This window comes from Microbacterium sp. 2FI (genome assembly GCF_005502885.1).
Lineage (GTDB): Bacteria > Actinomycetota > Actinomycetes > Actinomycetales > Microbacteriaceae > Microbacterium.
Genome location: NZ_SCMR01000004.1, coordinates 171,789 through 184,552, shown reverse-complemented (window position 1 = coordinate 184,552; position 12,764 = coordinate 171,789). Strand labels below are relative to the sequence as shown.

At 70.6% G+C, this 12,764-nt stretch carries 11 protein-coding genes; 5 read left to right on the top strand and 6 right to left on the bottom strand.

Annotation, left to right across the window (positions count from 1 at the left end; translation table 11 throughout):
• Window positions 1-17 precede the first annotated feature (17 nt).
• The 3 genes from FFS15_RS06115 to FFS15_RS06105 all read right to left on the bottom strand — a co-directional run bounded on the left by FFS15_RS06115 (window position 18) and on the right by FFS15_RS06105 (window position 3,778).
• The gene (locus FFS15_RS06115) at window positions 18-980 is read right to left on the bottom strand and encodes an ABC transporter permease (RefSeq protein WP_137844116.1); all 963 of its coding nucleotides are present in this window, start codon (window positions 978-980) and stop codon (window positions 18-20) included.
• Window positions 977-1,981 carry an ABC transporter permease gene (locus FFS15_RS06110; protein ID WP_137844115.1) on the bottom strand — a complete coding sequence of 335 codons (1,005 nt, stop codon included), beginning with the start codon at window positions 1,979-1,981 and terminating at the stop codon, window positions 977-979. Before FFS15_RS06110 ends, FFS15_RS06115 begins: the two co-directional genes overlap by 4 nt.
• 129 nt (window positions 1,982-2,110) lie before the next feature.
• The gene (locus tag FFS15_RS06105) at window positions 2,111-3,778 is read right to left on the bottom strand and encodes an ABC transporter substrate-binding protein (RefSeq protein ID WP_137844114.1); all 1,668 of its coding nucleotides are present in this window, start codon (window positions 3,776-3,778) and stop codon (window positions 2,111-2,113) included.
• A 256-nt stretch (window positions 3,779-4,034) separates the two neighbouring features.
• Here FFS15_RS06105 and FFS15_RS06100 point away from each other — a divergent pair, with 256 nt between their 5' ends.
• The 3 genes from FFS15_RS06100 to FFS15_RS06090 all read left to right on the top strand — a co-directional run bounded on the left by FFS15_RS06100 (window position 4,035) and on the right by FFS15_RS06090 (window position 6,025).
• The gene (locus tag FFS15_RS06100) at window positions 4,035-4,898 is read left to right on the top strand and encodes a fused MFS/spermidine synthase (RefSeq protein ID WP_137844113.1); all 864 of its coding nucleotides are present in this window, start codon (window positions 4,035-4,037) and stop codon (window positions 4,896-4,898) included.
• A gap of 80 nt (window positions 4,899-4,978) precedes the next feature.
• Window positions 4,979-5,506 (top strand): hypothetical protein, encoded by a 528-nt coding sequence (locus FFS15_RS06095; protein ID WP_137844112.1) that lies wholly within the window; start codon window positions 4,979-4,981, stop codon window positions 5,504-5,506.
• 30 nt (window positions 5,507-5,536) lie between these two features.
• Window positions 5,537-6,025, top strand: a complete 489-nt coding sequence (locus tag FFS15_RS06090) for a SprT-like domain-containing protein (protein WP_137844111.1) — start codon at window positions 5,537-5,539, stop codon at window positions 6,023-6,025.
• Between the two features lie 17 nt (window positions 6,026-6,042).
• On the opposite strand, the gene FFS15_RS06085 is transcribed toward FFS15_RS06090, so the two are convergent.
• Window positions 6,043-6,687 carry a 2-phosphosulfolactate phosphatase gene (locus tag FFS15_RS06085; RefSeq protein ID WP_137844110.1) on the bottom strand — a complete coding sequence of 215 codons (645 nt, stop codon included), beginning with the start codon at window positions 6,685-6,687 and terminating at the stop codon, window positions 6,043-6,045.
• A 79-nt stretch (window positions 6,688-6,766) separates the two neighbouring features.
• Between FFS15_RS06085 and FFS15_RS06080 the strand changes: the two genes are divergently transcribed.
• Both FFS15_RS06080 and FFS15_RS06075 read left to right on the top strand, forming a co-directional pair.
• A complete protein-coding gene (locus FFS15_RS06080; RefSeq protein WP_137844109.1) occupies window positions 6,767-7,282 on the top strand; it encodes a hypothetical protein in 516 nt (171 codons plus the stop codon).
• A 198-nt stretch (window positions 7,283-7,480) separates the two neighbouring features.
• Window positions 7,481-10,297, top strand: a complete 2,817-nt coding sequence (locus FFS15_RS06075; protein WP_137844108.1) for a hypothetical protein — start codon at window positions 7,481-7,483, stop codon at window positions 10,295-10,297.
• A 78-nt stretch (window positions 10,298-10,375) separates the two neighbouring features.
• Here the strand turns inward: FFS15_RS06075 and FFS15_RS06070 are convergent, their stop codons facing one another.
• On the bottom strand, window positions 10,376-11,836 hold the full coding sequence (locus FFS15_RS06070; RefSeq protein ID WP_249353781.1) for an ABC transporter permease: 1,461 nt from the start codon (window positions 11,834-11,836) through the stop codon (window positions 10,376-10,378).
• Entirely contained in the window at window positions 11,833-12,624 is a 792-nt protein-coding gene (locus FFS15_RS06065) for an ABC transporter ATP-binding protein (RefSeq protein WP_137844107.1), read from the bottom strand. The genes FFS15_RS06070 and FFS15_RS06065 overlap by 4 nt, the downstream gene beginning before the upstream one ends.
• Between the last annotated feature and the right edge of the window lie 140 nt (window positions 12,625-12,764).

Sequence of the window (12,764 nt, the reverse complement as noted above, 5' to 3'; positions counted from 1 at the left end):
ACGGCCCGCCGAGCGGGTCAGCGGGCTCGCGTGCGCGGATCCATTGCCTCGCGGAGGGCCTCGCCGAACAGCGTGAACCCGAGCGCGGTGATCGTGATGCAGATGCCGGGGAGGAATGCCAGCCACGGCGCGATCGCGAGCTCGAGCTGTGCGTAGGTGAGCATGCGACCCCACTCGGCGGTCTGCGGCACGTTTCCGCCGAGACCGAGGTACGACAGCGCGGCAGCTTCGATGACGGCGGTCGCCAGCGACAGGGTTCCCTGCACGATGACCGGGCCGACCGAGTTGGGCAGAACGTGCGACATCGTGATCGAGCCACGGCCGAGGCCGAGCGTCTGGGCGGAGAGGACGTAGTCGGCAGAGCGCTGCTGCAGCATCGAGGCGCGCAGGAGCCTCGCGAAGACCGGCACCTGGGCGGCGCCGATCGCGATCATGACCGATGCCTGGTTCTGGCCCAGGATCGCCGCGATCGACACCGCGAGCAGCAGACTCGGGATCGAGAGGAGGATGTCGACGAAGCGCATGATGAGGGTGTCGACCCAGCCGCCGAACGCTCCGCAGAGGAAGCCGAGGATCATGCCGCCGACGAGGCCGATCGCGGTCGAAATGACGCCGATCAGGAGTGTCGCGCGGGCGCCCCAGATGAGCTTCGAGAGCACGTCGCCGCCGAAGCGGTCCAGGCCCAGCGGGAACTCCGGGATCTCACCCGGACCGGGGATGTGAGTCGGCGTGATGTACTTCTGCCCCGGCAGGTCGGTCGGTCCGTACGGCGCGAGCCACGGTGCCAGCAGTGCCACCAGCAGGAACACCGCGATGATCGCCGCGCCCACCCACGCGCTCGGGTTGCGGCGCATGCGCCGGAACACGTCGCCCCAGAACCCGCCGCCGGCGGTCTTCGCCCGCAGCAGCTCCTTGTCGTCGATCGCGGTGTCGTCGACCGGTCCGCCGCTCGGGGCAGGGGGAAGCATGGCCGAGGTCATGAGACCCTCACTCTCGGGTCGATGAAGCTGTATGACACATCGACCGCCAGGTTGATCAGCGCGTATCCGATCGCGATGAAGATGATGAAGCCCTGCAGCACCGGATAGTCGCGCGTGAAGATCGCGCGCGCCATGAACGATCCGATGCCGGGGAAGGCGAACACGGTCTCGGTGAGCACGGCGCCCGAGATGAGCAGTCCCACTTGCAGGCCGATCGTCGTGACCACCGGCAGGAGCGAGTTGCGCAGGATGAACCGTGAGCGGATCGTTCCGCGCGAGATGCCCTTGGCCATGCCGGTGCGCACGTAGTCGGAGTTCTGCACCTCGAGCACCGAGGCCCGCGTGATGCGCACGATGATCGCGAACGGGATCGACGCGAGGGCGATCGCCGGCAGGATGAGGTGCAGGAACGCGTCCCACGCGGCATCCCACTCCCCCGTCAGGATGCCGTCGAGGACGTAGAAGCCCGTGTAGTGGGTCGCATCCAGGCGCGGGTCCTGACGCCCCTCGGAGGGGAGCCAGCCCAGCTGCACCGCGAAGACCCACTTGAGCATGAACGCGAGGAAGAAGACGGGGATCGTGATGCCGAGCAGACTCGCTCCGACGGTGAGGTGGTCGAGCGCCTTGCCGTGGCGGCGGGCGGCGAAATACCCGAGAGGGATGCCGATGCCCACGGCCAGGATGATCGCGAGGATCGACAGCTCGATGGTGGCCGGCAGTCGCCGGGTGAACTCCTCGACGACGGGCGCGCGAGTCTGGATCGACTGGCCGAAGTCGCCCGACAGGAGCCGGCCGAGCCATGTGAAGTACTGCTGGATGAGCGGCTCGTTGAAGCCGTACAGCTCGTTGATCTCCTCGATCGCCTCGGGCGTCGCCCGTTCGCCGAGGAGGGCGACCGCGGGTCCGCCGGGCAGCGCCCGCACCCAGAGGAACAGCAGGACGCTGAGCCCGAACAGGGTCGGGATCAGCAGGAGCAGCCGGTGGCCGATGGTGCGTAGCACGGGGTGGTTCTCCGGGGAGGGCGGCGGGCGAGCGCCGGGGCGTTCGATCAGGTGAGCGGGTGCGGGTGTGCAGCATCGGATGCCGCGACCCGGCGCGATGGCCGGGCCGCGGCATTCGATCTCAGCGGATTACTCGCTCAGCTCGATGAGGTTGTAGACCTCGTCCTGAACGGGGCTCGCCGGGTACGAGGTGACGCGCTCGGCGAAGGCCAGCGTCGGCACCGGGTGGGCGAGCGGGATGCCCGGGAGGAACTCCATGATCTGCGCGTTGACCGCCTGGTACGCAGCGGTCTGCTCCTCTTCGGTCGCGATGCCGCGCGCCGCGCTCAGCGCGTCGAACAGCTCGGGGTTGTCGAAGCCCCACTCGTTGGTCGGCAGACCGAAGAACGTGCCCACGAAGTTGTCGGGGTCGTTGTAGTCGCCGGTCCAGCCGAGGAGGTGGATGCCGTGGTCGCTGCCGCCCTGCATGAGGTCGAGGTACTCGCCCCACTCGTTCGACACCGGGGTGAGCACGATGCCCACGGCCTCGAGCTGCGAGCTCAGGTTCGTGTAGATCTGCTCGGGGTTCGGCATGTACGGCCGCGAGATGTTCACGGGGTAGTTGAACGTGATCGACAGCGGGTTCGCCTCGTCGTAGCCGGCCTCCGCGAGGAGGGCGATGGCGGCGTCGGGGTCGTACTCGTACGTCGTGACGTCGGCGTTCCAGCCGATGACGCTGTCAGGCATGAACTGCGTCGCCGTCTCGGTTCCCTCGGGCAGCACCTGCGCGATGAGCTGGTCCTTGTCGATCGCGTGGGCGATCGCCTGACGCACCTTGATGTCGGCGAGCGCCGGCACGGCCTGGTTCATCGCGAGGTAGAGCACGTTGAACGGGTCGCGGTTGACCAGCGTGAAGCCGGCCTCCTCGAGCGCGCCGAGGTCGGCAGGGGCTGCGAGGTCGTAGCCGTCGATACTGCCCGACTCGAGAGCCTGGCGGCGGGCGGTGGTATCGCCGATCACCTGGAAGATGACCTCCTGCACCTGGCCCTGCTCACCCCAGTAGTCCTCGTACGCGGCGAGCGTGGTCGACTCGCCCGGAGCCCACGACTCGAACACGAACGGACCGGTGCCGGTCGGGTGGCCCTGACCGTACTCGCTCTGGACGGGTGCGTCGGCGGTGCCGCCCACCTCGTCGGCGCCGTACTCCTCGAGAGCGGTCGGGCTCTGGATCGAGAAGGCGGGCAGCGACAGCGCCGGGATGAAGCCGGCGAAGGGCTGCGTGAGGGCGATCGTCACCTCGGTGGGGCTGCCGACCTCGCAGCCGCCATAGATCGAGGTGCCGCTCTCTTCGAAGCCGCGCATGATGACGCCCCAGTAGTACGCCATGCTCTGGCTGGCCGCGACACCGGTGAAGGCGTTCTGGCGATCGAAGTTGAAGCAGACGGCGTCGGCGTCGAAGGGAGTGCCGTCGTGGAAGGTCACGCCCTCCTTCAGCTGGAACGTGTACGACAGGCCGTCCTCGGACTGCTCCCAGCTCTCGGCGAGCAGGGGCGCCGGGTCCGCCGTGCCGGGCTCGACGCCGACGAGGCCCTCGAAGATCTGACGCGAGACGCGGAACGACTCACCGTCGCTCGCGAACGCGGGGTCGAGGCTGGAGATGTCGCCCGACGAGCCGAAAACGAACGTCGAGTCGACGTCGGTAGCCGCTTCTTCGCCGCCGTCGTCCTCGCGCTGACTCGCGCAAGCGGTCAGGACGAGCGCGCCGATGGCCGCAACCGCGGCGCCGGCAATCCAGCGCCTCTTCGCAGTGTGGAGCATGTGCTGTGCACCTTCCATGTGATCGCGGGCACCCTGACACGTCGTCGTGAGGCGAGGCGCAACGGCCCGCGGGGGGGAGTGATTCCTCGACGCTACCCGCGACGTGCCGCACCGACGATTACACCTGTGTCTCGATTGTGTTTCGACGCGGAAGTTCTGCGCACGCTTGTCGAAATGCGCGGATCCAGCACTTCTCTGCAAGCAGAAGTGTCAGCATCAAGGCAGTCGGGGCCGCTGCGTCGACTAGCCTGAGGGCATGGCGCGCGCGAGGAACGAGGCACCGGCTCCGTCCGCACGCCTGTCGGACGGAACGCTCGCCCGCATCGTGCCGTCCGCGTTCGGCGGCGGGTGGGAGCTCGACGTCGACGGCACGCCCCAGTCGCACGTCGACCTCGACGATCCGACCCACCTGCACTTCGAGTACATCGCGCGGATGGGGGCGGTGATCGACAGACTGCGGATGCCGCGACAGCCGCTCACCGCCGTGCACCTCGGAGCCGGCGCCCTCACGATCCCCCGCTACGTCGAGGCGACGCGGCCGGGCTCGCGCCAGCAGGTGATCGAGCTCGAACCGGCCCTGTGGGACCTCGTGCGCGAGAACCTGCCGCTCCCCCGCGGCGCGTCACTGCGCGTGCGGATCGGCGACGCGCGGGCCGGGCTCTCGCGGCTTCCGGCGGCGATGACGGGCGCCGTCGACCTCGTCGTATCGGACGTGTACTCGGGCGCGCAGACGCCCGCACACCTGACGACGGTGGAGTTCTACACCGAAGCCGCGCGCCTCCTCGCGCCCGACGGCGTGCTGCTCGTCAACGTCGCAGACGGTGCCGGGCTCGCGTTCGCGCGGCGCCAGGTCGCCACGATCCGCGACGTCCTTCCCCACGTCGTGGTGCTCGCCGAGGTGCAGACCCTCAAGGGCCGGCGATTCGGCAACCTCGTGATCGCGGCATCCCGCGCACCCCTGCCCACGGAGTGGCTGCCTCGGCTGATGGCGGCGGGGCCGCATCCGGCGAAAGTGGCGCAGGGCGCCGAGATCGATGAGTTCGTTCGCGGCGCGCGGCCCGCGACCGACGGCGATGCGACCGCGTCGCCGAAGCCCAGCTCGTCGCTCTTCGACCGCTGAGCGCGGCGCGTCACGTCCTCGTCGCGGCCCCGCCGAGGCACACTGGAGGAGCGGTTCGGACGCGTGGAAGGGGAGTCACCGTGAGCTACATCAAGGGTTACGATCCCGACACTCTGCGCGAGCAGGTCGACCCCCGTCAGTGCAAGGAGCGGCTCGACGAGATCGGCGAGCAGCGCAGCCTCCCGGCCCTCCTCGAGCGGGTGTGGCTGCTGAAGGTGCTCGGTCGCCCCGATGACGCCATGGTGCTGTCGGAGCAGTCCGTGCGCGTCGCGCGCATGGCCGGCACCCGCAAGGACCTGCTGCGGGCACGCATCCTGCACGCATCCGTCGTCCAGGTGCGCGGGTCCTATGCCGCCGCCGACCAGGAGCTGACGACCTGCGCCGAAGAGGCCGAGGGCCAGGGCTGGGCGGCGATCGCCGCCTTCGCGTACCAGCACCGCGGAAAGACCCACTACGAGGCCGAGGATTACGAGTCGGCCCGACGCGATTTCAAGCGCGCGCTGTTCCTGCGCCAGGAGTCGGGAGCACCCGACGACCAGATCGAGCAGGCGCTGCTGTCGATCGATGCGGCCGACCGGCGCCGCGCGGCCGCGTCGGTCGCCAGCTGAGTGTCGTAGGTACGTTCTAGCGTCACCGCCATGTCCGATCCCCGTGATGTCCGCCGATGGGCGGAAGCGCTCATCCAGCTCCATCTCGACCCCTCGTGGTCGTTCGCCTTCGACAGCGCCAAGCGCCGCGCAGGCCTGTGCGATTACCGCCGCAAGCGCATCAGCGTCTCGCGCTACCTGACGGCGCGCTACGACGACGACACCAACCACCAGACCCTGCTGCACGAGGTCGCCCATGCGCTCGCGGGCGCCGGCGCCGGCCACGGCGCGCGGTGGAAGGCGACGGCGCGCGAGCTCGGCTACGTCGGCGGCACGACCCACAACGGCGAGACCGCGGTCGAGCTGGCGTCGTGGGTGGGCACCTGCCCCGCCGGGCACGTCGCCTACCGGCATCGCCGTGCGACGCGGGCGACGTCATGCGCGCGCTGCGCCCCGGTCTTCGACGAGCGCTTCGCGATCTCGTGGTCGCGGCGCGAGATCACGCCCGCGACGCGGCTCGCCGCGATGACCCCGCGGTAGCGCGCCGGCGCGCGGCGTCAGAAGGCGGCGAAGGCCCCGTCGCGAAGCACGGGGACGACGGATGCCGCATCCACCGCGGCGGCGGCCAGCACCTCGTCGCGGCGGCCGTGGTCGATGAGCTCCTGCCCCGACCCGCTCGCGGTGAGCAGGTGCCGCACGGCGCCCCGGAGTCCTCGGAACGCCTCGCCGGCGGCCGCAGCCTCGGGTGCGGTGTGGTCGATGCCGAGCGCGCCGAGCGCGTCGACGATCGCCCCGGCGCCGAGGTGGTCTTCGACGGCGAACCGCAGCGGCGCGAGCTCGTCGCGCGAGGCCAGCTCGCCCGCCGCGATGATCGAGACGCTGGTGCGCGCGCCGCGGCGCTGCTGTTCGGCGAGGACTGCGGCCGCGACGGCCGCGGCGTTGCGGAGGCACCCCAGCAGCACGACCGATCCCGTGCGCGCGGCGGCCTCGGCCACCGCTGCGCCGTTCAGCGACACCTCGTGCGCACTCGCGTCGAGGGCGACGCCTGTGACGGATCCGGTCTCGAGCGCAGCGGCGACCGTCGTCGAGAACCGCAGCACGTCGACGACGACGACGATGTCGGCCGGCGCGAGCCGCACGAGGCCGTCGATCCCCCACTCGAGGCGGACCTGGTAGCGGTGCTGGTCGAACGGCGAGGGCATCCGTCCAGCGTACGACGGGCGGATGGGCGCTTCGTCTCGCTGCGCTCGCTCAGCGACCGGACGGTGACACACTGGGGCGATGCGGATCCTGCTCAAGCTCGTCATCGACTGCGACGCGGATGCCGCGTGGCGGGCCGTCCACTCTCCCCGCGCGGTCGCCGAGCTCTACGGCCCGCTGCTCGACCTCGCACCGCTCGAGCCGAAGGGCCTGCCGACGACGTGGGCTCCGGGCGACGACATCCCGGTGCAGCTGTCGGCGATCGGCGGCGTGCCGATGGGCCGCCAGCTCATCCACATGTCGGAGCGATTCGTTGACGAGCCGGACGACCGCGTGCGCATCTTCCGCGACAGCGGCATCCCGCTCACCGGCCCCCTCGCGAGCCTCGACGTATGGGACCACCAGATGGCCGTCTCGCCCGCGCCGGGCGACCCCGCCAAGACGCTGTGGCGCGACCGCCTCGTGATCGGCGGGCCCACCGCACCCCTCCTGTGGCCCGTGCTGTGGACGGTGTGGCAGTGGCGCGCAGCGCGCATCGCCGCCCTCGCACCGTCATGGGCCTACGACCTCGAGCTCGACGCCGACCCGGTGATCTGACCGGCGTTTGTTAAGTTCTTGCGCGCGCGGGGTTTCGAGATCGAAAACCGGCCCTTTCCGCAGGATGGCGACCGCTAGCGTCGAGGAACGCCCAGCGTCGGGAGTCATCGCGCTCTGACCGTGGGCGCTCGACACCGACACCGGACAGACACCCATCCCTTCCTTCCCGAGGAGCGCTGCACTGTGTCCAGGTCCCGAATGAAACGACTCACAACCATCGGCGTGGTGTGCGCCACAACGGCATCCCTCCTCGCCGCCGCGCCGGCTTTCGCCGCCGCCGACGACACCGTCGCCGCAGGCGACGACTGGACGGTCAACGCGATCGCGGGTGGCTACGAGATCGTGAAGACCCTCGATGAGCCGCTCGAGATCACGGCGTCCGCCCCCACCGTGTGGGTCGACGGTGTCGAGATCGGAATCGCGACGGAGTCCGAGGACGGACTCGAAGTCTCGGTCACCACCACCGACCCCGCGGTAGCGACCGCCGAGACGGTCGAGCAGGGGTGGGCCGGGCAGGGCGACCCCTCCGCCGAGGAGTCCGTCGCCGACGACGCGGCGGCGCTGCGCTCCCTCACTGCTCCTCTCGCCGCAGCGGCTCCGGTGCTGGATGCCGACCCCTCCGAGTACGGCGCCTATACCGTCGGCCGATACGACTACGACCTCGGCGACGAGGTGCAGGTGATTCCCGACTTCGGCCTCAAGGGCGAGATGCGCGCCGCCGTCTTCCTGCCTGAGGAGGCCAAGGGCGAGCGCCCCGTCGTGATCCTGCTGCACGGTCGGCACGCCTCGTGCGGCGGCACCCGCCCTGCGGGGGCGCCGGCGTGGCCGTGCTCGCCCGGGCAGACCGAGATCCCGAGCTACCTCGGCTACAACGACGCCGCAGAGATCCTCGCGAGCCAGGGCTACGCCGTCGTGTCGATCTCGGCGAACGCGATCAACGCGCTCGACGGATCCCGCGCCGACGACACCGGCGCCAAGGCCCGCGGACAGCTCGTCATCGACCACCTGTCCCTCCTTCGCGCCGCCGACGCAGGCAAGTTCGTCTCGCCGGAGGGCTCGCCGGTTCCGGTGAGCGCCGCACTCAAGGGGCGCCTCGACCTCGACAACGTCGGACTGATGGGCCACTCCCGCGGCGGTGAGGGGATCATGCGCGCCGCGGTCCTCAACGCCGAGCAGGACAAGCCGTTCGGCATCAACGGCGTACTCCCGATCGCCCCGACGTCGTACTCGCGCATCTCGGTTCCCGGCATCCCGACCGCGACCCTGCTCCCGTACTGCGACGGCGACGTCGAAGACCAGATGGGCCAGAAGTTCATCAACGACTCGCGTCACGCGTACGGCGACGACGTGCTGCGCTCGTCTGTGCTGATCATGGGCACGAACCACAACTTCTTCAACACGATCTGGACGCCCGGCATGTTCGCGTTCGGAACCGCTGACGACTGGCGCGGCTTCGGTCAGCTGGACCCGGTCTGCGGCGCCGACGCACCGACGACGACGCGCCTCACGGCGCCCGAGCAGTACGCGGTCGGCAACGCCTACATCGCAGGATTCTTCCGCCTCACCCTCGGCGGAGAAGACCAGTTCCTGCCGATGTTCGACGGGTCCGACGCCAAGCCCGCCACGGTGGACTTCGCCGACATCCGCGTGAGCGCGACACAGCCTGCGTCGACGCGTCTCGACCTGAACAACTTCGACGTGCCGGGCAGTGTGCTGACGGTCCGCGGAGCGGGGTCGTATGAGACGTGCGAGGGGATCGCGTCGACGCCGGTCCCCGGCATCCTGCCCTACTGCATCGAGACCCTCGGCTTCGCGCAGGCTCCCGACTGGGGCAACGCCGGCTCGGTGACGAGCACCACGTCGAACCCGAAGGCACCCGCCGTGCCGTCGACCACCGCACTGCATTTCACCTACACCGCGCCGACCGGCAGCGAGACCGCCGGTGAGCTTCGCGTGCCGGTTCCCGGCGGCTCGGTCGATGCCACCGGATACGAGAGCCTCTCGTTCCGCGTCTCGCCCGATGAGTACGTCACGACGGGTACCGAGCTCACCGTCACCCTTCTCGACGGCGCGGGAGCGGCGATCTCGGTCACGGCATCCGCCTACGGGGACGCGCTCACGGTGCTGCCGGGGTCGGCGAACCCGCTCCGCAAGGTGCTGCTGCAGCAGCTCAGCATCCCGCTGTCGGACTTCGCCGGTGTCGACCTGACCGACGTGCGCGAGGTGCGACTGGCGGCTCCCGCGGAGGCGGGCGGCGTGCTGCTGTCCGACCTGACGCTGCTCGAGGCCCCGACGGTGGGAACACCGGAGGTGTCGACGAGGCCTGTCGCGTCGGTGCCGGACGTCAAGGTCGAGGAAGGCGCCGGTCCCGGTACCATCCGCGTGCCGGTCGTGCTTTCGCGGCCGGCCGAAGAGACCGCGACGATGTACTTCAGCGCTCTCGGCTTCGCATCGTCGAAGATCAGCCCCGTCATGCAGAAACTCGTCTTCGCTCCCGGCGAGCAGTGCAAGGCGGTCTCGGTGCCCTTCCAGGGCGACGCGAACCCCGGCTCGGCCGCGTCGGCGACCTACGCGGCGAACGTGACGAACACGCAGGGCGGCGCGACGATCGGCGACTCGTTCGGGCGGGTCGTGATCCGCGAGGACGACGGCCTCACCCAGGGCACGCCGATTCCCCCGGTGGGCGTCCCGGGCGACCCGTGCGCCGAGGCGCTGGCGGAGTCCGGCACTCTCACGGTGAAGTCGTCGTCGGCCAAGCCCGGCGACAGCATCACGGTCACGGGCTCGGGCTTCCGCGTGGGCGAGTCGGTCACGCTGCAGCTCAGCTCGACCGCGGCGGTCCTCGCCACCGCCGTGAGCACCGACGGAACCGTGACGTTCACCACGACGGTGCCGGCCGATGCTGCGATCGGCGCCGACGCGCTTGTCGCGACCGGCTACGGCTCGGGTGCCGTGAGCACGGGTGAACTCAAGGTGAAGAAGAACACCGGCAACGGTGCGGCGAACGGCCGCTAGGCCGGCCGATCGGCGCTGAGGAGGGCCCCGCCCACGGTTCGGCCGCGGGCGGGGCCCTCCTCGCACGAGCGCCCGCTCCTACTCGGAGAGCGCCTCGACCGGCGCGATGCGGGTCGCGAGCCGCGTCGGCACGACCGCTGCGACGAGCGTGAGCGCGGCGGTGGCGACCACGATGATCGCGACCGGGATCCACGGCACGGCGGGAGCGACGAGCGTCGGCGACAGCCACAGCGGCGGCACGGCCACCGAACCGAGCAGTGACTGCGCACCTGCCCAGCCGTAGGCGGTGCCCAGCACGAGACCGGTCGCGACGGCGGCGATGGTGATGTGCGCGGCCTCGAGCAGCACCATGCGGCGCACCTGCGCACTCGAGACGCCGAGGGCTCGCAGGAGGCCCAGTTCGCGCCGGCGCTGCACGACGCCGAGAGTCAGCAGATTCACGAGTCCCACGCCGGCGATCACCGCAGACACCGCGACCAGCCCCATCATGATGCCGGCGAAGGTGTCGATCACGGTGATGAACTCGGAGTCGACCTCGCCGCCCGCCGACGCCGTGACGACGGACTTCACCGTCTCGAGGGCGACGGCGAACATCGTCACGAGCGTCACGCCGATGACGACCCCGATCGCCATGCGGCTGGATCGCTCGGGGTACCGCAGGGCGTTCTCAGCCGCGAGGCGCGCGGTCGCCGAGTGGCCGAACGCGCGCCCGACGAGCCGCAGCACCGGCGGCATGACCAGGTTCGCGCCGACGACGAGACCCGTGAACGACAGGATGCCGCCGAAGAACGCCACGATCACCCCCAATGGTGTCACCAGCCCCACGACGATGCCGGCGGCCAGGAGCGTTCCGCCGGAGACGAACAGCGCGATCGCCGAGGCGTTGCGTCCCTTCCGTTGTGCGAGTGACTCGTGCGACGCCTCGACCGAGCCGCCGAGCGCCTGCAGCGGCGTGACGGTGAGGACCCGGCGGGACCCCGCCCAGGCCGCCGCCCAGGTGGTGACGGCGACGATGACCGCGGGAACCAGCAGCACGGCCTGCACGACCTGGTATCCGACGTCGTCGATGCCGAGCACCTCCTCGGCGAGCGCGATGCCGCCCGCGGCGACGATCGTGCCGGCGACGAGGCCGACGACCGCGCCGATCACACCGACGACGAGCCCCTGTCGCGCCACCTCGTCGCGCCGCGACCGCGCCGATGCGCCGATCAGCCGCATGAGCGCGATCCGGCGGGTGCGGCCGGCGACGACGGTCGAGAACGTATTCGCCGTGACGATCGCGGCGACGTACACCGCGACGCCCACGAGGATCACCGTCATGATCGCGAGCACGGCGGCGAGCACCTCGCTCTCGCCGATGTAGGGGTTCGCGCGCATGATCGCGGCGATGTACCCGGTCGCGCTCAGCAGCACCGCGCCGAACGCGGACGAGATCGCCGCGACGAGCACACTCGCGCCCATCCCCCGCTCGCGCAGCCACGCCAGTGGAGCGGATGCCGAAGGCTGCGGCATCCGCTCGATCGTCGTCACGGCGCTCACGCCGACACCCGCGCCGTCTCGCCGAGCCCCTCGCCGAGTTCGGAGGCGAGCATATACGCCGAGATCTCCTCGGCGCTCTGGCGCGGCTTGTCGGCGACGATGCGGCCGTCGCCGAGGAAGAGCACGCGGTCCGCGTGGCTCGCCGCGATCGGGTCGTGGGTCACCATCGCGATCGACTGCCCGTGGTCGCGGCTCGCCGCGGCGAGCAGGCCCAGCACCTCGCGCCCGCTTCGGGAGTCGAGGTTGCCGGTCGGCTCGTCGGCGAAGACGAGGTCGGGCGCGGTGGCGAGGGCGCGGGCGATCGCGACGCGCTGCTGCTGTCCGCCCGAGAGCTCGTGCGGGCGGTGACGCAGCCGCGGGGCGAGGCCGAGGGTCTCGACGAGGGCGTCGATGCGAGCGCGCTCGAGGGCGGACGGGCGGCGGCCGTCGAGGTCGAACGGCAGCATGATGTTGCCGATCGCGTCGAGGGTGGGCACGAGGTTGAACGCCTGGAAGACGAAGCCGATGCGGCGGCGACGCAGGATCGTGAGCTCGAGGTCGGAGAGGCCGGTGATGTCGGTGTCGCCGATCCAGGCGCGGCCCGACGTCGGCGCGTCAAGGCCGGCCATGATGTGCATGAGCGTGGACTTGCCCGACCCCGACGGGCCCATGATCGCGGTGAACTCACCCCGGCGGATGCCGACCGAGACGCCGTCGAGGGCACGCACCTCGCCGGCTCCTCCGCCATAGGTCTTGGTGAGTTGCTGCACTCGGGCGGCGAGCCCGAGGTCTGTCGTAGAGATTTCCATGCCTTCGACGCTACGAGCGGGGCCGGTCGGTCCGCGTCGCCCGCGAGGCTCATCCGCCGTACATCTCGAGGATGATCCGTCCGCCTCCTCGTCCCGACCGTTTACGGACGGAACACGCCGTGCGGGCGAGGTCAGGACGC

What these genes read in the sequence shown, in the direction of transcription:
- FFS15_RS06085 (WP_137844110.1), bottom strand. Translation starts at nt 6,687, where the DNA reads ATGCCCTCGCCGTTCGACCAGCACCGCTACCAGGTCCGCCTCGAGTGG.
- FFS15_RS06065 (WP_137844107.1), bottom strand. Translation starts at nt 12,624, where the DNA reads ATGGAAATCTCTACGACAGACCTCGGGCTCGCCGCCCGAGTGCAGCAA.
- FFS15_RS06115 (WP_137844116.1), bottom strand. Translation starts at nt 980, where the DNA reads ATGACCTCGGCCATGCTTCCCCCTGCCCCGAGCGGCGGACCGGTCGAC.
- FFS15_RS06080 (WP_137844109.1), top strand. Translation starts at nt 6,767, where the DNA reads ATGCGGATCCTGCTCAAGCTCGTCATCGACTGCGACGCGGATGCCGCG.
- FFS15_RS06100 (WP_137844113.1), top strand. Translation starts at nt 4,035, where the DNA reads ATGGCGCGCGCGAGGAACGAGGCACCGGCTCCGTCCGCACGCCTGTCG.
- FFS15_RS06075 (WP_137844108.1), top strand. Translation starts at nt 7,481, where the DNA reads ATGAAACGACTCACAACCATCGGCGTGGTGTGCGCCACAACGGCATCC.
- FFS15_RS06105 (WP_137844114.1), bottom strand. Translation starts at nt 3,778, where the DNA reads ATGCTCCACACTGCGAAGAGGCGCTGGATTGCCGGCGCCGCGGTTGCG.
- FFS15_RS06090 (WP_137844111.1), top strand. Translation starts at nt 5,537, where the DNA reads ATGTCCGATCCCCGTGATGTCCGCCGATGGGCGGAAGCGCTCATCCAG.